The 21,753-nt window shown below is 62.2% G+C and carries 16 protein-coding genes; 15 read left to right on the plus strand and 1 reads right to left on the minus strand.

Annotated elements, in window-relative coordinates; all coding sequences use genetic code 11:
• Nucleotides 1–2,004: 2,004 nt before the first annotated feature.
• The 10 genes from K408_RS40665 (at nucleotide 2,005) to K408_RS40120 (ending at nucleotide 15,083) form a co-directional block, all read left to right on the plus strand.
• A complete protein-coding gene (locus K408_RS40665) occupies nucleotides 2,005–3,066 on the plus strand; it encodes a DUF3987 domain-containing protein (protein WP_080654952.1) in 1,062 nt (353 codons plus the stop codon).
• The gene (locus K408_RS40110) at nucleotides 3,021–3,779 is read left to right on the plus strand and encodes a metallophosphoesterase family protein (protein WP_049820484.1); all 759 of its coding nucleotides are present in this window, start codon (nucleotides 3,021–3,023) and stop codon (nucleotides 3,777–3,779) included. The genes K408_RS40665 and K408_RS40110 overlap by 46 nt, the downstream gene beginning before the upstream one ends.
• A 4-nt stretch (nucleotides 3,780–3,783) precedes the next feature.
• Nucleotides 3,784–7,341, plus strand: a complete 3,558-nt coding sequence (locus K408_RS0136995) for a YhaN family protein (protein WP_024342273.1) — start codon at nucleotides 3,784–3,786, stop codon at nucleotides 7,339–7,341.
• A 286-nt stretch (nucleotides 7,342–7,627) separates the two neighbouring features.
• Nucleotides 7,628–8,206 carry an RNA polymerase sigma factor gene (locus tag K408_RS0137000; protein ID WP_196232660.1) on the plus strand — a complete coding sequence of 193 codons (579 nt, stop codon included), beginning with the start codon at nucleotides 7,628–7,630 and terminating at the stop codon, nucleotides 8,204–8,206.
• Nucleotides 8,203–8,820 (plus strand): hypothetical protein, encoded by a 618-nt coding sequence (locus K408_RS0137005; protein WP_024342275.1) that lies wholly within the window; start codon nucleotides 8,203–8,205, stop codon nucleotides 8,818–8,820. Before K408_RS0137000 ends, K408_RS0137005 begins: the two co-directional genes overlap by 4 nt.
• 3 nt (nucleotides 8,821–8,823) lie before the next feature.
• Nucleotides 8,824–12,183 (plus strand): ATP-dependent helicase, encoded by a 3,360-nt coding sequence (locus K408_RS0137010; RefSeq protein ID WP_024342276.1) that lies wholly within the window; start codon nucleotides 8,824–8,826, stop codon nucleotides 12,181–12,183.
• A gap of 81 nt (nucleotides 12,184–12,264) precedes the next feature.
• Nucleotides 12,265–12,756 carry a hypothetical protein gene (locus K408_RS40670; protein WP_024342277.1) on the plus strand — a complete coding sequence of 164 codons (492 nt, stop codon included), beginning with the start codon at nucleotides 12,265–12,267 and terminating at the stop codon, nucleotides 12,754–12,756.
• 3 nt (nucleotides 12,757–12,759) lie between these two features.
• A complete protein-coding gene (locus K408_RS43085; protein ID WP_024342278.1) occupies nucleotides 12,760–13,245 on the plus strand; it encodes a DUF7665 family protein in 486 nt (161 codons plus the stop codon).
• Complete coding sequence (locus K408_RS0137025) at nucleotides 13,199–13,720, plus strand: Mov34/MPN/PAD-1 family protein (RefSeq protein ID WP_063828482.1); 522 nt, start codon at nucleotides 13,199–13,201, stop codon at nucleotides 13,718–13,720. The genes K408_RS43085 and K408_RS0137025 overlap by 47 nt, the downstream gene beginning before the upstream one ends.
• Before the next feature lie 91 nt (nucleotides 13,721–13,811).
• Nucleotides 13,812–15,083 (plus strand): hypothetical protein, encoded by a 1,272-nt coding sequence (locus K408_RS40120; protein ID WP_491018641.1) that lies wholly within the window; start codon nucleotides 13,812–13,814, stop codon nucleotides 15,081–15,083.
• A gap of 176 nt (nucleotides 15,084–15,259) precedes the next feature.
• Here K408_RS40120 and K408_RS0137035 read toward each other — a convergent pair whose 3' ends face one another.
• Nucleotides 15,260–17,248 carry a ParB/RepB/Spo0J family partition protein gene (locus K408_RS0137035; protein WP_024342281.1) on the minus strand — a complete coding sequence of 663 codons (1,989 nt, stop codon included), beginning with the start codon at nucleotides 17,246–17,248 and terminating at the stop codon, nucleotides 15,260–15,262.
• Between the two features lie 686 nt (nucleotides 17,249–17,934).
• On the opposite strand from K408_RS0137035, the gene K408_RS42570 reads away from it, so the two are divergent.
• From K408_RS42570 to K408_RS0137055, 5 genes are all read left to right on the plus strand, one after another.
• Nucleotides 17,935–18,393: a hypothetical protein gene (locus K408_RS42570; protein WP_155248717.1), complete on the plus strand. Its 459-nt coding sequence runs from the start codon at nucleotides 17,935–17,937 to the stop codon at nucleotides 18,391–18,393.
• Between the two features lie 80 nt (nucleotides 18,394–18,473).
• Complete coding sequence (locus K408_RS0137040) at nucleotides 18,474–19,007, plus strand: hypothetical protein (protein ID WP_024342282.1); 534 nt, start codon at nucleotides 18,474–18,476, stop codon at nucleotides 19,005–19,007.
• Nucleotides 19,004–20,140 carry a hypothetical protein gene (locus K408_RS0137045; RefSeq protein WP_024342283.1) on the plus strand — a complete coding sequence of 379 codons (1,137 nt, stop codon included), beginning with the start codon at nucleotides 19,004–19,006 and terminating at the stop codon, nucleotides 20,138–20,140. Before K408_RS0137040 ends, K408_RS0137045 begins: the two co-directional genes overlap by 4 nt.
• Before the next feature lie 122 nt (nucleotides 20,141–20,262).
• Complete coding sequence (locus tag K408_RS0137050; protein WP_155248718.1) at nucleotides 20,263–21,162, plus strand: P-loop NTPase family protein; 900 nt, start codon at nucleotides 20,263–20,265, stop codon at nucleotides 21,160–21,162.
• Nucleotides 21,149–21,751 (plus strand): hypothetical protein, encoded by a 603-nt coding sequence (locus K408_RS0137055; RefSeq protein ID WP_049820482.1) that lies wholly within the window; start codon nucleotides 21,149–21,151, stop codon nucleotides 21,749–21,751. Before K408_RS0137050 ends, K408_RS0137055 begins: the two co-directional genes overlap by 14 nt.
• Nucleotides 21,752–21,753 lie beyond the last annotated feature (2 nt).

Here is a 21,753-nt window from a genome sequence, read left to right on the forward strand (position 1 = left end):
CATCCACAAAGACAAATGCGATTCTGGCTCAGTCGCTTAGCCGAACTTCACGGACGACGACGTAATGGCAACCGGTCGAGACCGAGGATCGGAGAACCCGTACCTGTGCATGCGCATCAAGCGCGACAACAGTGGCTGGGACCCGATCCGCGGACTACCATTAGGGCCCGCGGACAGAAATCCGCTTTCGATGAGGCCGGAGCGATGACCGCACCCCGACCATCAGTCGCCAAGACGTCGAAAAAGTCCTTGCCATGCGGACGCCATCCAGCGATGCACAGGTGTGCCCCCCACGGGAGTCAACAAGGATCAACGTTTACATCTGCTGACTATTGTTGACTTCCGTCAGCTCCCTCCCCGCACTATCGTTAACACGTGGACAGCAAGGGTGTCTTCGGCCGAAGAAGCGCCGACCTTGCGTGAGGACGATCTGGCATTCTGGCAAATTCAACCTCTCCAGCTTCTTCAACGGACCAAGCGTATGGCCGGACTCCTTCCAGCCGAATTGACAAGCAAGAACGACGAAGATGAACCGTGCAACCGTCGGCACTGAGTTGAAGCAAGAGTTCGGTGTCTTCTGAACCGACCTCATGCCACACGCCACCAGGCCATCGTAAGTTCGGTCGAAGGGTCGGCCACGGGCGATCACGCTGGCTCAAGATCAGTGCCGGTTTCCTCCGCGCTATCGCGGATTTGGCATTTTGGCAGTCGGGGGAAGATCGCTGCCTGTAATGAAAGAAGGCGAATATGTAACTTTCCTTCCCTGCCTGAGCCTCATCTCAGGGTATTGCCCGGTAGGATCGGTTTGCAGCCAGGTAGCTGTCAGGTTTGTCGCGCGAATGGCGCGCGACCTCACCAGGGACCGCAAAGCTGCGGACAACACGATGATCTTCAGTCCTTCACTCCGCTGGCACCAACTACGACCCCATTTACCGACTTATCGATCGCGGTTTCGCTTTCGTAACCGAAATCGCAACTCTTAGTTCGGACGCCAATGTGAACATTTTCCAGAGCGATGACCTGGCCGGGCGGTACTTGCCGAGTCCGATTCACGTACTTGCGGACAAACTGACGCGGAATCTGGCCTGCATCCGCACGAACCCCGGTCTTTTTGCTTTTTCGCCGATGAGCGTATTCGAGGCAGAGCATCGCTGCGCCGATTGCCCCACGCCACGATTTGCAATCGGGCCATCGCGGTCGCGATATGGCTTTCATGAGGTTTCCGAAAGCGTGTTGCAAATCCAAATTGAAATCAGTCGTGCCGGGGCGCCGGCGACTTCATGTTGCAGATTGATCAGGTGGAATATTGAACTGTGATGAATGAAAACGCGGTCAGCGTCGTCGCTGACAACCGCTTGGCGTGTCGTGACCAGACTGACGTTGAGGCTAGCCGCGTATGGCTGAAAGCACGGCTTGAGGCGCTCGCGTTGAAGGCGGCGGATTAACCCGGAACGGAAAGTCTAGCTGATGCGCGCGGCATGCCCTGTGCCGGCGCATCACAAATGGGCCTCTCTTGAGTATCAGGCGCAGCCCAGCGCGCTTTACGTAAAATCCGCGGATGTCATACGACCCAGGATAGTTACCATTTTGCTCTGATCGAGCTTTGGCATTTTGGCTTTTCGGCAGCGCCGCCGTCAATCCAGCTTCGATTGGGGGGCGCGCCCGGTTGTCTTGAGCATGAATCCGAACATGAGACGGATCATTTGAAGACGTATGCACCTGTCAAAATGCCAATATGCCAGAATTGCCGGGACTAGGCCTAAAACCAGTCCCGTAGCTCCGCATTAACGGCTTTTGACATTTTGGCATTTTGGCAGGGCCGGTGCTCCCCGATGATGAAAGAAGGCCAACACGAAAATTTCGACCAATCTTCCCTGCCGGAGCCCTTATCTCGGGGTGTTGCCCGGTAAGGTCGGTTTTCCGCCGGGTAGCTGTGAGGTTCGTCGCGCGAATGGCGCGTGACGCGTGACCTCACCAGGGACCGCAGAATTGCGGAAAAACCATATGGCCAGACAAGCTAAGCCCAAGCAGGAGCCGAAACTCAACCAGGCTAACGTGCACGAATTAGGGGCCGATGCCCCCATCATGATTGGCTCGGCGGAGGCATCGGGAGCGGAGCGTCCCGATGCCTCCAACACCGACGGGTGGCCGACCTTCGATCCTTCGTTTCTGTTGCCGACGACGTCGCCGGCTCCGCGCTTCCCGGTTGAGTCATTGCCGGCGAACCTTCGTTCGCTGGTTGTAGATTTTGCGGAGGCCCGCTTGCTCTGCGCCGACTATGTCGCGGGCTCCATCTTGACCGCCTGCTCGGGCGCGATCGGCAACCGCGCCCGCCTTCTGACATTCGACGGCGATGCAGAGCCCCTGGCGGTGTTCACCGGCCTTATCGGGCCGCCGTCAGTCGGCAAATCGCTGGGGATCAGTGTGGTTGAACGGCCTCTTCTTGCGATCGAGCACGAGATGCAGAAAGCGCACGGGTTGATGCTGAAGGGGACCGAGCACAAATTCCTGGAGAAATTCGACCGAAAGCTGCGCGAAACCGTCGCGCGGCGCCTGTTGCTCGAAGGCATTCCGATGGAGAACGAAGCTTCCGATGGAGATGGTGTCGTCGCGGCGCCCGGGATCATTCTCTCGGAGTTCAGTGGTGCCGGCCTGCTGGATGAGCTTCGCACCGGAATCGATGGCCGCATGATGCTCTCGCACGAACTCAGCGGTGCGTTGGCGTTCGGAGCATCAAATCAAGGTCTCCGGTCGCGCGGCCTCATCCTGAAGGGCTACGATGGCAAGCCGCACGTCGTTCGCACCAAGAGCGAAGGGAAGGTTTTCATTCCGGCGCTTCTGGTCTCAATTTTGGGCGCGACGCAGCCGAGCCGACTTCCTGCGCTGCTGGGCGACGCTCACGACGGATTGGCTGCACGAACGTGGTGGATCTATCCGGACGTCGAGCCGCGCGTCCAGTTGCCGCGCGCACCGGGGCCTGTCGAACGATTGTCGGCACTCTTGAGCCGTCTTTGGGCGGGATGCAGGGGCACGCAAATTATGCGCCCTGCGTCATCGAGGATCTGATCAACAAGGGCTACGACTATGGGGCGCTTGCGCATGTGCATCAAGCCGCGGTTCTCAATGAGCGGCCGCATGTCGTCTTCTGCGGCAACCTGCAAGGCCGACACATCCGCGAAAGCGGCCCGAAAGGCGCTTCGCCTGTCGCGGTCGAGGACGGCCAGGTCGAGGCGATCTCGCCGCTCCACGTGGATTGCGTGCGCTGGATCCATTTGCCGGTGCCGGTGGGCTCTTGCAACGCATCGGCCGACGCCATCGATCGCGTGCGCGCGGCAATCGAGAACGCCGTGGCGCGCAACGCGCAAGGCCGTCTTTTGGCATGCAGGGTTGAGTTGACCGGGCAGACAAAGCTGCACGGCGAGTTGCTCGCGTCGGCGGATCGCCTCCTTGCAGAGGCGCGGGCCGCCGCTTTGGGCTTGGGCGAGGAGACGGCCTGGATCGAGCGCCTCGTTATCGCGACCGCAAGCCCTGACGCCTCAGCCTCCCGCAAGGACGCTCTGGGCGATTTGCAGCGGATGATCCAGGGCGCCGGAGGCGATGCTGACCTTCAGGCGCGGCTCGCGTCGGAGCTTGGCGATCTCGTCCGCAAGCTGCCCCACGATATCCGAGCGGAGTCGAGCGACGCTGCATTGAAGGCCGCCATCGATGCCGACATCGCGGGCGTCATCACGCATGCCGGCGCGTATCTCAATGCACGCCTCGCAGCAGAGAAGGTGTAATCCGATGCGCATCCGACAGCTTGATCTTCTCAAGTATGGGCATTTCACGAACGCCACCATCGACCTTCCGGCTGGCAAGCCGGACTTCCAGATGCTGCTCGGCGAGAATGAGGCCGGCAAGTCCACGACCATGGGCGGTGTCGAAGATTTGCTCTTTGGCATCCCGGCTAATTCACCGCGCAACTTCCTGCACGAGTACAACGCCATGCGGGTGGGAGCGCTCCTGGAGAAGGGCGTCGAGACGCTCAAAGTGCGCCGCCGCAAAGGCAACAAGGACACGCTGCTGGGTGATGACGACATTCCGCTCCCGTCGGGCGAGGGGGCGCTCGCCCCGTTTCTTGCGGGCGCGGATCGCCGCTTCTACACACGGATGTTCAGCCTCGATCATCCACGCCTGCAACAGGGCGGCAAGGACATCTTGCAAGCCCAAGACGATGTCGGCCAGATGCTGTTCTCGGCGAGCGCCGGCATCACGGGCCTGCGCGAGACACTTAAAGCCATGGAGGCTGAAGCCGACGCGCTTTGGGCCTCGCGCCGGGCGGCGCACCGCAAGTATTTCCAGGCGGAAGAACGCCTGAAGGCAGCCGAAGCGGGCTTGCGCGAAAACGTCGTGACCACAAGCAAGTGGCAGTTGCTCAAAAGCACCTTCGAGACATCGAACGATGCACACACCGCGATCGAGCAGGAAATCGAGCTCAAATCGGCGGAGCTGAGCAAGCTCAACCGCATTCGCCGTGTGTGCCGCGACGTACGCAAGCGCGCGGAGACGCAAAGCGCCATTGAGACGCTCGGGACCGTAATTGCGTTTGATGCCGATGCCGCCCGAATCCTGGAGGCGGCGGCGGCTGATGAAGCCGCGGCCACCGCGCGTATCGTCGCCTTGAGCGAGCAGATTGCGGCCCTTGAGGTCGAACGGGGAGCGCTCAACTTCGATGACGGATTGCTCGCGCGCGCCGAAGACATCGCGCAACTTCGTGATCGCCGCATTCAGGTCCGGGCCGGCAAAGCCGATCTCCCCAAGCGGCGGGCGGAACTTGCGGCGGCCGAGGCGGCACTCCTTCGACTCGCCGCAGAACTCGAATGGAGCGGTGACCTCGATCAGGTGATCGGGCGGATTCCCGCTAAGGCCAAAGTGGCCGCCCTTCGCGGCTTGCTCAATCGGCGCGGCGCGCAGTCCAGCGCGGTTGAGAATGCAAGAGGGGCCGTGGCCGAAGCGCAGGAGAAACTCGCCGAGATCGAGGCCGATATCGAGGCGCTCGGCGCACTGACCGATGTGTCCAAGCTCGCAATGACCATCAAGGCTGTCCGCGAACTCGGCGACCTTGCCGGCCAGATCGCCAATTCCAAGCGCGCCGAGCAGGAGGCGCAGGCCGCGATCGAACGCGCGCTGAAAGCCTTGCGCCCGGCGGTGGCTGAATCTGCCGTTCTTGGGTCCATGCACGTTCCGCCGCTCGCTGCCGTTGAAGCCCACCGTGATGCTTGCCGCGGCCTCGAACAACGGCAGCAGACCTGCCGCGAACGCATCCGCCATGCACAGCAAGAACGCGCACGGCATCGCAAAGCCCATGAGCGCCTGATCGCCGACGAGCAACTCGTCTCGGCCGATGAAATTGAGCGCTTACGCGGCCGGCGCGACGCGGGCTGGTCCATTATCCGGCGGCGCCACCTTGAGGGCGCCGCGGTTCCGGGAGATGAGGTTGCGGCCTTTTCCCCGTCGGGGGTGCTCGCGGAAGACTTCGAGACCGCGATCCAGGTTGCGGATACGGCGGCGGATCGCCGCTTCGAGCATGCCGGCGCGGCCGCGCAGCTCGCGGTCATTGGCCGGCAGATCAGCGAGCAGGACGATTTACTGGAGTCCTTGGGCCTGGAAGAGAAGGCGCTGGAAGAAGAGCGCACGAAGCTCGATGTTGCTTGGAGCCAATTGTGGGCTGGCGTCTTCGCCGCGCCCGAGACCCCGGACGTAATGATCGAGTGGCTGCGCGCACGCTCCGATATCCTGGAACGCATCGCGGCACGCGGCGCAGCCGAGCGGGATACGAGCGCCTGCCAGCAGCGTGTGGCGGAGGCCAAGCGACTCGTCCTGGCCGAACTTGGCGCGCTGGGTCTCTCCACAGATGCGCTGTCCGGCCAGCCGCTCCTTCTGGTCGTGGAGGCCGCCGCTTCGGTGGAACGCACGCATGAAACCGCCGCCAAAGCCCGGCGCGATCTTGATGCCGCGTATCACAAGGCGGCAGGCGCCTTGACGCGCAAGCATAAGGATCTGGAGAAGGCAGAGGCTGAATGGAAAGCGTGGACGGCCGAATGGGCTTCGGCACTGAAGACTCTGCAATTCCCGCTGACAGCGGCGCCCGAGACCGCGGAAGCGCAAATCAATGCCCTCGACGATATGCGCGAAACTTCCGTGCGCATCAATGACCTCAGGCATGAGCGGATCGAAAAGATCGAAAGGGATACGATGGCATTCGAGGCCAACGTGGCCGCATTGGTGCAGGCCATCGCGCCGCACCTGCACGGCACCGATGCCGAGGAAGCCGTCTTGAATCTCGATCGTCTCGCAGCCGAAGCTGCGCGTGTTCGCGATCTCAAAGCCGCCAAAGAGACAGGCATCGGCGGCGTTCAGAAGAAGATCGAGGAATGCCGCGCATCGAGCGCCGAAGCCCGCGACATCATCGCGCGCTTACAGCGGATGGCTTCGGTCTCAACCATCGACGACCTGCGCACCGCCATCCGGCGTTCAGATGAAATGCGTGCGCTGACTGGAGAATTGGATCGCCTCACCAAGGCGCTGACACAGGATGGAGACGGCCTCTCAGTCGCGGACTTGGCCGCCGAGTGCACTGGCATCGATCTCGACGCCACCGCCGCGAAGGAGCAGACGATCAACGACGAAGTACAGGAATTGCGCAACAACCTGATGGAGGCGCGCGAAACCCGCAACGCCGCCCGCCAGGCCTTCGAGGCCATCGGCGGGGACGACAAGGCGGCGAGGGACGCAGCGGATCGCCAAACGGCGCTTGCCGAGATGACTGAGATCGCCGAACAATACGTCCGGCTGCGCTCGGCCATCGTGCTGCTGCAATGGGCGATCGATCGCTACCGGCGCGAAAAGCAGGCGCCATTGCTCAAGCGCGCGGGGGAGCTGTTCGCCATGCTCACCTGCGGATCGTTCAAGACGCTCCAGCTCGAATTCGACGACCACGACAATGTGCAGCTCGCCGGCATCCGCGACGACGGCCGCCGGGTGGCCGTCGCCGGAATGAGTTCCGGCACCGCGGACCAGCTCTATCTCGCGCTGCGCATCGCCGCGGTCGAAGACTATCTTGACCACGCCGAGCCCATGCCGTTCATCGCGGACGATCTGTTCATCAACTTCGACGACAAGCGCGCGGCGGCCGGCTTCCGCGTGCTGGGGGAGCTGGCGAAGAAGACGCAAGTTCTATTCTTCACGCACCACGAGCATCTGCTTGAGGTTGCACGAAAGGCCTTGGGCGTCCCGATTACCGGCGCTACGCTGCCGGCGGCCGCCGCGAGCCCGCCGACGCCGCAGTCGGAGGCCGCCTGAAGCCAAGTTATTTCCCGTAATTTATGGTATCACTCTGATGTTTTTCCTTTTATTTCAATGGCTTAAAGGACGACAAATCTACATTTGAAGAAATATTCGGACCCCGCTTCCGGAATTTTGGATGTGCGGTCGCTTCCTAGGTAGGGCCGCCCTTCCGGATCGCGAGGTTAAAAACATGAAGACAGGTGCCAAGACGCCCGAGGAACCGCCCTCGCCATCCGACCTGGAAGGTTGGAGGCAAGTCGCCGCCGGCAACGGCCTTCGCCGCTTGCCGCCTGGAGACGTCGTGGCCGCGATACAGCACATCGGCCCCAATGGCGATCAACGGCTGCTTGCCGCTCTGATCAACCACGTCTCGGACGAGTTGTTGCGCCGCATCAAACGGCTGGTCGGCAAGAACCACCGCAACGAGGGTGAGGACATTATCTGGCGTGCGCACCACCAGTTGATCGTGGCGGTGCTGAGGCCGAACTCGAAGGACGGGCAGGCGCTCTGCAAGACCTTCAAGACCTGCGTCGAATTCCGCGTTGCCGACGCGATCCGCGCGGAGCGCAAATACGCCTACCGCAACAAGCCCTTCAAGACGCAGCCCGGCGTCGCCGATGACGGCGAGGAAATTCTCGAAACCATCGAGCCGCCCGAGGAAGGCAGCGAGCAGGCGGCCGAGGTTCAACAATTGCTGAATAGGATTCCTGATCCGAGAAAGCGCGAGGCATTCCGCCTGCATATGCACGGATGCCCCCTTGGTCCCGGGATCGGCACGACGTCGATCGCGGAGCAACTCGGAATCAGCGCTAAAACCGCTGGAGAGTGGATCGCCGAGACCAAAGCTCTCCTCAAGATTGAGATAGGAGCCGCCCCATGATTGAACAAAACAGAAATCCCGAACGGGACGACGTGTTGTTCGCATTCCACCAGACTTGCGACAACCCGACCGCTGAGCAGGTGTCCGAATGGACGCGCCGGTATCCGCAGTATGCCGACGATATCCGTGAGCACGCCGCCCTGCGCACGCAGTGGTCTTCGGAGTCCGACGAGCCCGGCGACGAGCCCGACGAGAGCATGCTTGCGCGCGGGCGCAGCCATGCCCTGAATCTGCTTCACAGCGCGCGTCAAGAAGCCGCTGCCGCCCAGAACGTTTCTGAAAAGACATGGCCCCATGCCGTGTCGGCGGCCGGCTTCGATATTCCGCGGCTTGCGCGCTGTATCAACATCGATCGCATGGTTCTGGCCGAGCTGAATGCCGGCCGCATGCGCTTGCCGTTGGGCCGGCGTTTGACGGATGCGCTCACGGACGTACTCGGCATGAGCGCCGCTTGGCTTGAGCGCGTGGTAACCGATCTCTTGGCGGGGCCCCGGCGATTGGGCCACGCCAAGGCGGATGAAGCGCCCACCATCAATACGCGATCCTATGCTGAGGTCATTCAGGCCAGCTCCATGTCGGAGGATGAAAAACACTATTGGCTTGGAGAGGACTAAGGCATGGACGCTTGGCGGGATATCCGGCTCAAGGCGCGCGAATGTCACCGCCAGGCCCTCTTGAAGTCCAAGGGCGTCCGTAAGGCACCTGCGCTGCTCGCGGCTGCGCTGGAAGACGAAGACCTTCAGCTCACCCATTACGCGCCGGGCACGGTCGTGAGCAAAGGTGTTTATGGATTTCTCGACCGCCCTTCGAAGATAATCAACGTCGCGAGCGGCCAGAGCCCGGAAAACGAAGCCGTGGTGACCGCGCATGAACTCGGTCACTACAAACTCCACCGCGATCCCCGCAACGAAGTGACCGCCATCGCGCCTGGCCTTGGCGGCGATCCGATCGATTCAGGCGCGGGCCGCGTGGAGGGCTATTCGCCGAGCGAGCGCAAGGAAGTCCAAGCCGATATTTTCGCCGGCGAGTTTCTCTGCCCGGCCGACTGGCTGCGCGAAGAACTCCTCGCGCATGGCCGCAAGCCTGCGGACATTGCCAAAGATATCGGCGCGCCGCCTGGCCTCGTCCTGAATCAGGCCATCCGTGCTCTGCTCCTGCCGGCGCTGGAAGCCCCCGCCCCGGCTGGCCCCACCCCGAGCTACGCGCTGGATCCCGGCCAGCTTGAGGCCGCGACCTGGAGCGGCGGGCCGCTGCTCGTCGATGCTGGGCCCGGCACAGGAAAAACAAGAACACTTGTCCACCGTATCCAGCACTTGCTGGACAACGGCGCCCCGCCCGCCTCGATCCTCGCCCTCACCTTCTCCAATAAAGCCGCCGAGGAAATGCGTGAGCGGCTGTCCGTCAGCAACGCCGACGCCTCGATCGAAATGTGGGTCGGCACGTTCCACGCGTTCGGGCTGGAGCTGATCACCAAGTATCATCAGCGCATCGGCCGCACGATGAACGTGCGCATTTTGGATGAAACGGGCTCGCTCGCGCTGCTTGAAGCCAACCTCATCCGCCTGCCGCTGCGTTATTTTCAAAACCTATACGAGCCCGCCTATGAGCTGGTGCCCGTGCTGCGGGCGATCTCGCGCTGCAAGGACGAACTCATCACCCCTGCAGAGTACCGTGCCGCCGCCGAAGCCGCGCACAGCGTGGCAGTGACTGAGGAGGAACGCGAAGCCGCCGGCAAAGCGCTCGAAGTCGCGGACATCTATGAGATTTATCAGGATGAATTGGCGAAAGCCGATGCGGTCGATTTCGGGGATCTGGTTCGGCTCGCGGCGCAAGCGCTCGAGCAGAACCCCGACTTGCGCGCCGAGTACCAGGCGCGGATCGAACACATCCTCGTTGACGAATACCAAGACGTGAATCTGGCGAGCGCGCGGCTCTTGCGGGCGCTCGCAGCGCCACAAGCGGATGTGTGGGTCGTAGCCGATGAGCGGCAGTCCATCTACCGCTTCCGGGGCGCGGCGCCCAGCAACGTGCAGCGTTTCGTAACCGAGTTTTCCGGCGCACGGCGTTCACTTGGCATCAATTACCGCTCCGGCTCGCCGGTGGTGCAGGCGTTTCAAACCTTCGCCGCCAGTATGCAGGCCTCCCCCGGCGGACGCTGGACCGCTCAGCGCGGAAGCGTCGGCGCAATCCGCCAGATCGTGGCGCCTTCGGTCGCGGCGGAGGCGGCCGCGATCCGCGACCACATCGAGCAAGCGCGCGCTAACGGCATCCCCTATAGCGAACAGGTCATCTTGGCGCGCAGTCATCTCACGCTCGCGCGCATCACCGGCGCGCTCGAACAACTTGGCGTGCCTCTTCTTTATCTTGGCGATCTCTTCGAGCGCGAGGAGATCCGCGATCTGCTCGCCTTGATCTCAATCGACGCCGAATCCGGTGGAATCGGTTTGGTTCGAGTCGCGCAGTTGCCGGAATACGGCGCGTCCAAATCCGACGCGCTTGCCGTTATCAAATGGGCCGAGGCCAATAACCTGCGCATCTTCGACGCGCTGCGCCGGCTGCCCGAGATTCCGGATCTGACGCCGCAGGGCAGCGCGGGCCTGGCACGTCTTGCGAACCAGCTCGACGGCTTCGGCGCGGGCACTTCGCCCTGGACGCTCCTGACGACGTGGCTTTTTGAGCGCAGCGACTATCTCAAGCCGCGCCTGGCGGCCAACGACTCCAAGGCGCAGCAGCAGCTCGTCGCTATCTATCAGCTCCTCAAGGTCTGCGGTGAAATGGCGGCTGAAGGCGATTCCACCCGCAAGCACATGCTGGTGCGCGTGCGCCGCATCGAGGCCTTGAATGACGATCGCATGTACCGGGCCGTGGCCTCAGAAGCATCCGACCTCAACGGCGTCCGGGTCCTTACCGTTCATGGCAGCAAAGGGCTTGAGTTCAGAGCGGTTCACTTGCCGGCCCTGGCGACTCGATACATGCCGGCGAACCGGCAAGGGGTGCGCTGCCCGCCGCCGCCGAGCTTGCCGCATCTCGCCATCCGCCCCGCCGATCATGAGGCGGAAGAAGAATGTTTGTTTTTCGTAGCCCTTTCGCGTGCGCGGGACTTCCTGTACTTGAGCCGCGCCGAACGCTATAGCGCGAGCCAGTCCGCCAGCGCGTCCAAGTTCTTGTCACCCATCAACGGGCTGGCGCCGGCAGCACGGCGCAATGACTCTCCGCTTCCGGGACGGCTCGCGCGGACCCTCGCACCGCCCGGCGCGCGCACGCTTTATCAGGAGCGCGAGCTTTCTCTTTATATTCAGTGTCCGCAGCGTTATCAGTTCGAGGCCTTGGACGGCCTGCGCGCCATTCGCGACGACTCTCCCTATGTCCGCTTCCATCGCTGCGTGTTCCGCACCATCGGCTGGCTTGAGACGCAGCGGGCCGCCGGCACGCCGTCTGATCTTCCCCCCGCGCTCGCGCAGCTTGGCCAAGAATGGGCGGTGCGCGGGCCGAAGGGACACGGCTTCGAGGCTTACTACCGTGCCTCCGCCGAAACCATGATCACGTCGATGGTGGACGTGATCGCCGCCGAGACGGGCAGCTATGACCAGGGCGAATGGATTGTGGATGTCGGCGGCAAGCAAATCGCGGTGACGCCCGATCGTGTCGTCATCGCTCCCGACGGCACAGTGCACGTGCAGCGCATCCGCACCGGGCGCAAGACCAAGTCGGATCCCGCCAACCGCATCTATGCGCTGCTCCGCCGTGGCGCTACGGCGCGCTACCCCGGGCGGCGTGTCGTGATCGAGGCCTATTACCTTGCGACCCGGGAAGCGGTGCCGATTCCACCTAACAAGGACGACAAGTTGCTGGAGGAATACACCGGCGCCATCACCGACATCGAACGCGGCGCATTCGCGCCGGCGCCGGAGGACGCGCGGCGCTGCCCGAATTGCCAGTGCTACTTCATCTGCGATTTCGTCCAGGGCGTCTCCTAGACTCACTTCCCGAAAATTCTACCTGCCGTCGCTTAGTCCTTAGGGGCCCAATCAAGGGCCGCGCGCCAAAGGGAATAAGCGATGAGCAAGACGATCATCTTCATCCAGGCCGAGGGCAAGCCCGGCGTCACCGAGGCCGAGATCGCGATCCCGGCGACGGTGCGCGACCTGCACGAGGCCTTCAAAACGCACGGGATCGATTTCGACAAGGAACGTGAAGCCTTTGTCGATGAGGCCGAGAACCCCGTGCCGCACGACGCCAAGGCCACGGTCGAGGGCCTCAAGCACGGCTCACGCGTCCACGTGACCCACTGCAAGAAGATCAAGGTCGCGGTCCACTACATGCACCGCACCATCGACCGCGCCTTCGCACCGGGCACCCGCGTGCGCACCGTCAAGCAGTGGGCCGTGCGCGAGCTGAAGCTCAATCCCACAGATGCGGGCGAGCACGTGCTGCAACTCTGCAACAGTACGATCCAGCCGCCGACCGACGCCGCGCTGGCGGAGCTGGTCAACGGCCGGAGCTGCGATGTCTGCTTCGACCTCGTCCCCGAAAAGCGCATCGAGGGCTAGCCGATGACGGTGGTCGTGCCTCCCGACCAGTTGCTCCTCGCGGCGGATCTCGCCGCCCCGGAATTCCGGCGCGGCGAGATCGAGGGCAAGTGGCGTCACATCGAAAACGCCGGGCCGCACGCGACCATCGCGGTCGCCGCGGCGAAGCGCCCGCACGCACCCGATGAATTCGGATTCCGGTTCGAGTGCAGCGGCTACCGCCACACGCCGGCAACGGCGCAGCCGTGGGACCTCGCCACGCGGCGGGCCCTGTCCGCGCCGCACTGGCCGACGGGCCGCTCCCTCATTCCGTCCGTGTTCAGGCCGGATTGGAAAGGCGGCCAATGTCTTTATTTGCCGTGCGACCGCATGTCGATTGAGGGGCACGGCGACTGGATTCACAAGCACCCGAACCGGCTGTGGCAGCCGCAGCGGGGCATCCTCTGCTACCTGGAGCAGCTTTATGATCTCCTCAATCAAGACGATTATTCGGGCATTCGCGGCGCCTGAGCACCGCTTGAACTGCCCGACAGCGCTATGGGCGCGCACTATGGCCGAGCTGCACCGGCGCACACAGCAGCGGCATGAATCCGGCGCGTTCCTGCTCGGGCATGACCATGATGGCCGCCGCGCGGCCGTCGACGTCGTCTACTATGACGATCTCGACCCGGCCGCGTACGCGAGCGGAGTGTGCATTCTCCACGCCGGCGCTTTCGCCAAGCTTTGGGCGATGTGCCGCGCGCGCAAGCTCGCCGTCGTCGCCGATATTCATACGCATCCCGGCGCGGCCTTTCAGAGCGAGGCCGACCGCACCAACCCGATGGTCGCGCAGCCCGGCCATATTGCCATCATCGTGCCCAGCTTCGCCGCGTCGCCGGTCCGCTACGAGGATCTTGGCATCTACGAATACCAGGGCGAGCACCGTTGGGCCGAGCGTGGTCACCGCCGCTGCCGCGGATTCGTTTACACCGGATTTTGGAGTTGATCCCATGACCGCTCTTATCGATCACACGCGCCTGCACCGCACGGCCAAATACTTCATGGACAGCGGCCGCGCGGCGACGCACGACGACGCGATGAGTATCCTGCGCGGCTTCGGCACTTTGATCCGCGTCGGTCCGGAAGCTGCCGTCTCGATCCCGCACCAAATCGCGCTTCTCACTTTGGTCAACCTTGCGCGCCGGACCTTGCTCGGTGGCGTCGAGGTGCTCGGCGTGCCCGATGCGCCTCTGCTCGTTCCGCTTGCGCGCGCGCGCAGCCTCGCAGACACCGTGGTGGAACTGGGCGGCACGCTCTCCACGACCGGCAATCCGCTTTGGCCGGTGGCGCAGATCGGCACGGTGCCGCCGCCGACGGACGCCTCGAGCTGGCAGCTCACCTGGCAGGGATGGCGGGGCGGTGTCGTGCCACGGCATGACGCCCGCCGCCTGTCCGATGATGCGGCGAATCCGCTCGCCGCCGCCATGGCCGCCGCCGCCGCTGCCGCCGAGCTGTTCGCCTGGCACGCGTCCGACCACCCGATGTCCGGACGGCGCGCCGCGGGGTTCTCGCTATGGAATCCGGGCGCCGATTGGCTTGCACCGGACGCAAGCGAGCCCGAGCTGTCCTACCTGCCCGCTTCGCTGTGGCTGATTGGCCTTGGCAATCTCGGACAGGCCTTCTCATGGCTGCTGGCTTGCTTGCCTTATGCGGACCGCAGCAAAGTCGAACTCACGCTTCAGGACTACGATCTGATTGCGGCCTCGAACGACAGCACCTCTTTGCTGTCATCCTTGCCTTTGGTCGGAACGAAGAAAACACGCGTCGTTGCGAGCTGGCTGGAGGCAGCGGGGTTCAAGACCGCGCTTGAAGAGCGCCGCTTCGGACCTTGGACGTTGCGCGGTCCGCACGATCCGGCCGTTGCCTTCTGCGGGGTCGACAACGCGCCGACGCGCGCCGATCTCGGCACCGCGAAATTCGAACTTGTGGTGGAAGCCGGGTTGGGCGCCGGTCCCGTCGGCTTTCGGAACTTCTCGCTGCACACCTTTCCGTCGTCGCGGAGGCCCGACCAAATTTGGCGCCGCGAAGCTGCTGGAAGCGCCTTTGATGTCTCCGCGATGCCCGCGTACAGCGCGCTGCGAAAGTCCGGGCTCGATACTTGCGGTCTGGCCCAGCTCGCGTCGCGCACAGTCGGCGTGCCGTTCGTCGGCTTGATCGCCGCCGCCCTCGCCGTCTCGGAACCCTTGCGCCGACTCCATGGCGGCAGCGGGGTGGAGATTGCCTCGGGGTCGGCCCTCAGTCTCTGTGATGTTGAATGTGTCCGCCTCCCGTTTTCGCCCTACGCATTCGGCCACTTGCCGGCGTTGTAGCCGACCCTGGTCCCTTCAAAGAGACCGCGAAGCCCTCGTTATCCCTTGCTCTCGAAATGCTTCCGGTCGGGATATGGCAATCGTGATGAAGGCCGCGCGCCGACAGGCGCGCGGCCGAAAATTCGACAACTGCCGACGAGAAGGCCGGGACCGCAACACGGTCCCGGCCTTGCCGATCACTCGGCCGCGTTGGCGTAGGCGTTCGCAGGCCCATCCGTGGCAGCACCCGCCGCTGATTGCGTCGCGCCCAGCTGCGCGGCTTGCGGCGTCCGCATCAGTGCAGGCAGCCAACCCGTTGTAGCCAGCAACTGCTCGGCGGCCTCCGCCATGTCCGGCTTCTTCATGTCGGCCATGCGGTCCGCTGCCTCAGCGCTCACGGCTTCTCGCACCGCGTCAAGGATACGCGCCTTGGTGACACGTCCGAGATAGGTTCGCACGGTCGGTCGCCAATAGCCGCTCATATCGAGAGCAACGGCCTTGGCCAGTCTATCCGCGGTTGCCAGTGCACGCGGGCGAAGATCGCGCGGCAACTTGACCGCGTTGATGGTCAGGGCTGCGCAATGCGCAAAGATCGCCATGCGGCTGTCGTGGTCGAGGGCAACGACGAAGGGCCAGAGATCGGCAACATCACACGGCAGCTGCGCCGCCCAGCGCGCGTGCCGATCCGACCAAGACCGGCCCGCTTCGGTATCGGCTATTCCGTCCGCGTGAGAGCCGAGGAACAAGCTGCCCGGACGAATATCGAGGACATTGGCCTCGGCCCCCCGATAGAACGTCTGCGCCACCAGCGCATGGGTGACGGCGACAAGCGCGACATCGGGTTGGTCCGACAACGCCAGACGAAGGCCAAGGGTTCGGTGGGCGGTGAGATCGGCAACCAGACTGTCCGAAAGGCCGGCATCGGACTCCATATCGTCGTCGCGGTCGGCCGCATCCACATCATGACCTTGCACGTCACTCTCGGCCGACGCCTTCTGCCGGCGATTATCGTCCTCCGGACGAATAAAGCCGCGCTCGACGCGAATTTCACCATCATGGTTGAGAACCACGAACGCGCCGCCGCAGGCGATGTCATCGGCATCGTACGCGCGGTGCAGGGCTTCAAGGCGGTCCATCTCGGCTTCGAGCTCGCCGAACCGGATATCAGCATCCTCGGGAAGCTCCTCAAAATTCTCATACTGCTTAGTGAGGAGATCGAATTCGGCCTGCGCGGCTTCGTAGGCAGCTTGATCTTCCGCCGAAAGCGCGACCTCTCGCGGATAGACGCGCCGGAGGCCGTGACCGTGCGGAAAATCGAGGTTCGCCTCCGCCCATTTCCAGCCCTCGTCCTTCTGCAAGGTCGTCGCCAACAGTTGCAGCTTGTCCAGGGCGAGCCGGTCCAACAGCGCTGCATCCTTCAAATAGCCGCCGCGATCCTCAGTAAAGAGATCACGCAGGATAGTGCCACCCGCCTCGGTGTAGGCCTCACGACCGACGAAGACCGCTCGTCGGTCGGTAGCAGCGACGTTGGTTTCCGTCAGCATCCGGCGGATCGTGACGGGATCGCGGCTATAAGTCAGCCGACTATAAATCTCTTCCTGCCGCTCATGATCGTCGATGAGGGCGAACGCCACCAACTGCTCGAACCCCATTTCGCCATTGCGGTAGGCCTCTATCAGCCGGGGCGACACCGCGCTCAGTCGCAGCCGTTGGCGCACCACGTGAGGCGTCACGCCAAATCGCGCTGCGATCTCTTCCGCGCCAAAGCCGCGTTCGTCCGCTAACTTCTTGAAAGCCTCGAACTGGTCCGCGGGGTGCATGCTCTCGCGTGTGATATTTTCATCGAGGCTAATCTCGTGCGGATCGTTCGCGGTGTCGACGATGCAACGTATCGGCTCGGTCTTGTTGATTTCCTTGCGCTTGACTCGTAAGAGCTGAGCGAGCCTGCGGCCTTCGCCAATGGTCACGAAATAGAAACCAGTAGCCGCCCCCTCGCTGTCCAATTCCGGTTCGACGACAAGATTTTGCAGGATGCCTTTCGCGGCGATGCTGGCGGCATAGGCTTCGATGGACGCTTCACTGTGCGGCGTCTTGCGCGCATTTTTCGGGGACTTCTTCAGCTTGTTGAGCGGAATCAGGACCTCCGCGCCGCTCGCGAGAGCCGTTTGAATCTTCTTGGCAGACATCGGCGATCTCCTTTTGAGGGTTGGGGTGCAAGCGCTCCACGGCGCTGCAACCCTGCCCGTCGGCGAGACCGGGGTAGCGAGAGCAAGGGCGGCCGGGGCGGAGGGGGATCACCCGGCCTGCACAAGCGGATGTCGGACCTGGAGTCCGTCGAAGAGTGGGCCGCGCGGAAGGTCGGGGAGACCGCCTCGGCCGGTCCCGGCGCCGCCGGGGCTTCACCCTTGCCCGCGCGAGGGCGGAGCCCTTAGCTCCCAAAAACAGATAGGGCGTCTGCGCCGCAGCGAAGGCCCGTTGGCAGTCGTGAGGCCGGTCAAAGAGAGGGGCAGCATCGCGCCGCCTGCGGCGGGACCCGGGACCGAGTGTCCCCGGCGAACGGCTCGATACTCTCCGCGAAATCTTCCTGGTTTTGTTACCCCGCAACAGTGACGCAGACTTCTGCCTGGGTTTTGGCATTTTGGCATTTTGACATGTCGGCTCAAGGATGAGCGTGCCGAGATTTCGCGCGGCGCGCTTTGACCCGGTCTGATACTGCGAATTCGTTCGCACCATCGTTGATGTTGAGCTTGAGGCGATGCTCGCGCGATATTTGCGCTCGCTGTCGTAAATCGCATCAACGACGAGACCATCGATTGACATCGGGTCGATTGCCATTACCTCTGGAGCAGGCAGTCATATAACGAGCGACATCATGCGCCGCGAGCTACAACATCTGGTCAAGAACTGGTCGTTTGATATTCCGTTTGAACGATCGGTACGCGCGCACTATCTGACGCTACAGCGGCTGGCAACTTCAGGATTGACATGGGCAACGATCGCCAACGCGCTGACCCAGGCAGGCGCACGACATAAGAGCGGCCAACCGATCTCCGCGCGGCAGATGAACTCGGTATTTCTGCGCGTAAGAAACGCTCAACTGAAGAATTCTGCCAACGCGGCGTCTCTCGGCTTCGCGCCTCATGTGCGGGCGCGCGAGGAAGAGATCGGACGGCTACCGCGCCCGACGCAAGCGAAATCCGATGACAAGGGTGCGGCGATATCTCCTGGAGCCGTGGCGATGCCGGCGCCGCGCCTATTGACCGGACTGACACAACGATTGACTGAGGCTCGCAGACTGAGCGAGGCGACCCGTACAGAATATGACGACTAAGCTCGGTCGATCGAGAACCGCAGAGCCAGCCAATCGAAACGATACTGTCGCCTGGCGCCGACACTTGAGTACGAAGACCCATGACTGACTTTGAAATTCTTCTCCTCATCAACGCGAGCGAAAGGGCGACAGAGGCCGTGTCCGCCTTTGCGGACGCATTCAGAGCGGAGCTGACGGAAAATGGCTACCGTCCTCGTAATGAGATCGATGAGGTCGTAGCGAGCTTGGGACCGCTGATCGCATTCTATCTGGCGAACGCAATTGCCTGGGGCGCGGATCGCTCGGGTCACGTCAGACATAAGCGATCCCCCGATGACGATGCGCATCCGCCTTCTCAAGTCGATGGGAGAGTGGTTACTGAGCTGCAATTCCTGTCAGACTTCATGTCCAAGCTGCCGGATAAGTCTCGGGTTAAGGGACGAACAAGCATATCGCTATATGCGATCCGCGAACTCCAGAAAGGCGCGGTGCTTGGATCCGGGGTGGCGTCGCACGCGCGACAAATTGACATCGCTAAACAAACGGCCGCGGCCGAAACTCCTCTCGGCTTGGGCGGCTCCAATATGGGCCAGCGAGCGAAGGAACGGTATTCGGCTTTGTCGACCCCGGAATGATCACCGACGACAATTCCAGTAACGCGCGTCTTGTCGATCGTCTCACGGCCCGCGCGGGCATGGTTGGTGAGACGTCGCTTCTTCGGATCGATCCCGTGACGTGGGAGCTCAGCCCGGCAGCTGTGGACATATTGGCTAATGCCAATCGGGCTCGCCGTGGGAAGCACGTCTGCTTGCGAGACGTTAAGCGCCGTCTTGACGACGATGGACGGCGGAACCTCGCTTTTTGCGCTAGCCAGGCGACGCAGTTGCTTAAAATTGCACTTCACATGACGGAGCCGGGCGACGTCAATCATTCCAACAAGACTATCGAGCAGTGGCTGCACGCACCACCACTGAACCGCTTCATCGTTGGAATATTCGAGCTTTTGACGCCTACTCTCGGCGTCCCGTTCGAGCAGATCAGGTTCGCTCGAAACATTCCACGATCCAAGGATGAAGTGTCGGAACGAGGAAATTTTGACCAGCTGACGAAGTCGGCATGGGACTTGGCAAGCGTCGGCTATGATTGCGCCAAGTCGATTATCATGGCGATCCCGGAGTTGCACGGCACCGATCTCGATATCGGTGCGGGGCTTATGGAAATCTCTGAAGGGGAGCAAAGAAAGGGCCGCAAAGATCGAAAAACGACCGGCCGTACAGAAACCACCGAAGAAATTCAATCCAGATTGGTGACCGGACGGGATATCCTGATCGCAAAAATCTGGGCTCTGCGGCATGACATGCTGACCCTGCGAGGGTATGCGGTTTTTATGGATTGGTATAGCGCCGCTCTGATGGAACCGCTGCCTCCGCATCTGTGGAACGAATTTCTGCGCCAGATTTTCAATGAGATCCAGGATTGGTATCGCGAACTGGAAGCGCGGTACAGGGAAGGCATTCTTTACAAACGTGACATCAAACGCCATGCCGGCGGCATGCCACTTGACGTTCCGACGCTGGCGCCACTGGTGCAACGTCACACGCTTGAGATGATGGAATATCCACTCAATCGCGGCCATGGCGCGACCATGAATGAAGAAGTCATCCTCTCCTTGTTGGAATCGCTAAGCGCGAATCATCCAGACATCCGAGATATCTGGGAACACGTGACAAAACGGGTCAAACCAATTCCGGCGATCAGGTCAGCATAATATTTTGATTGGTGTTCGATTTTTTCAGTTGTGCTGACCTTATCTCGGGATGTTGGCCGGTAAGGCCTTCAGCAACTGTCGTTTGCTCCTGATGCGCCATTTCGGCGTATCAGGAGCAAGCAATGACGAGTAAACCCCCGTCCACCCCTCAGCTCGAATCTCGTGCGGAAAAGAAGGTCATTACCGCACATAAGGAAGCGCTGAAGGGTACGGCCGCAACCATAATCTACACGATGGGGCCGAAGGGCGGCGTCGGCAAAAGCCTGACCGGGCGCCTGATCGTCGACGGCGTCATCGCTGCCCAGCGGGATGTTCGTATCGCCCAGATCGACCGGGCTCCGACCCTGCCGCAGCTCTATCCAGACAAGACGATCACGATCGAGGCGCCCGGCGCCGAAGAGATGCGAAGCGATCTTCTCGCCTCAATGCGCGTGTTCGAGCCGCTCGAGGAAATGGTTCAATCGATTGCCAAGTCTGAGACCATCGGTGTGATCGATGTCGGCGCCGGACAGAACCAGCGCGCTTTCCTCAATTTCGTGGCCCGCGCCAGGTTCGACCGATTTCTTGTCGATCAGGGTATCCGTCCGATCGTGCTGGTCTTGATGACGGCAGATCCCAGCGCAATTTCGCAGAGCGCTAACCTGATGGAAGAGCTTCAGCTTGTGCATCCGGACGCCGAGATCGTGCCGGTTTTCAACTTGCGCGACGGAGGATTCAAATTCTTGGCGGGTACGCCAGCTCACAAGATTTACAACGACAAGATCGTGCCGCTGTTGAAAGACCGCCGCCGCGTCACGCTACCCGCAATTGCCGCGGGCGCCTGGCCGCTGTTCGAGTCCGCTGGGATGACTTTTACCGAAGCGGTCATGGCGGATGAAGCGACACTGATTGCTAAATTGGGTATGTCCCGGCTGATGGTCACCGCGCTGCAGGGCTACGTCAGCGAATTTGTCTCTGTCGTGTGGCCGCGCCTCGGCGCCATTGCTGGCTTCTCTGTGGGGGCGTTCGATGCCGGTCGCTAATGGAATGTTTCCGAGCGAACTCGTCAGTCGCCTGAATGAAAACATCGGGCGCGGCAGAGCCGCGCGCGATGTTCTCGGTCAAAAACTTGCGGAAATGCCACCGCGCGACATTGCCAAGCTTCCGCGTGCGGTGCTGACCCGCATTGGTCCTGCCGGAATCGCGACTATGGCTCGGGTAGCGGCGGGAACCGACGACGCGTTGCCGGCAGCAATACCAGCCCCGATTCGGATCCAATCGCAGGATCGGCCGGCCGACGGGCCGCCACCGCTCTGGCTTGTCTGCTGTGCTGCTTCGTTGATTGTCATCGCGGTCACGATCTTCGCAGGAATATTGGATCGGCCATTGCGATGGGCAATTGCAAGCTCAGGATACCTGAGCGCCGACGACGTCGGTCTCTGCAACCGGCTCGATCGCTGGACCGAAGATTGCAATTTCCCGGTGACAGCTCAAGGCCTCAGCCCCGACGATATCGCGGTGCATCTCGGACGCGCCCAAAGTTCGTTCAGCATTTCCCCCACGACTTTGCACACCGACGGGTCCCTGCCCATCGGTACCATCGTTGACGTCCACCGCAATCGCGAAAGGTAGAC

This window comes from Bradyrhizobium sp. in8p8, from assembly GCF_000426845.1.
Classification (GTDB): Bacteria; Pseudomonadota; Alphaproteobacteria; order Rhizobiales; family Xanthobacteraceae; genus Bradyrhizobium; species Bradyrhizobium japonicum_C.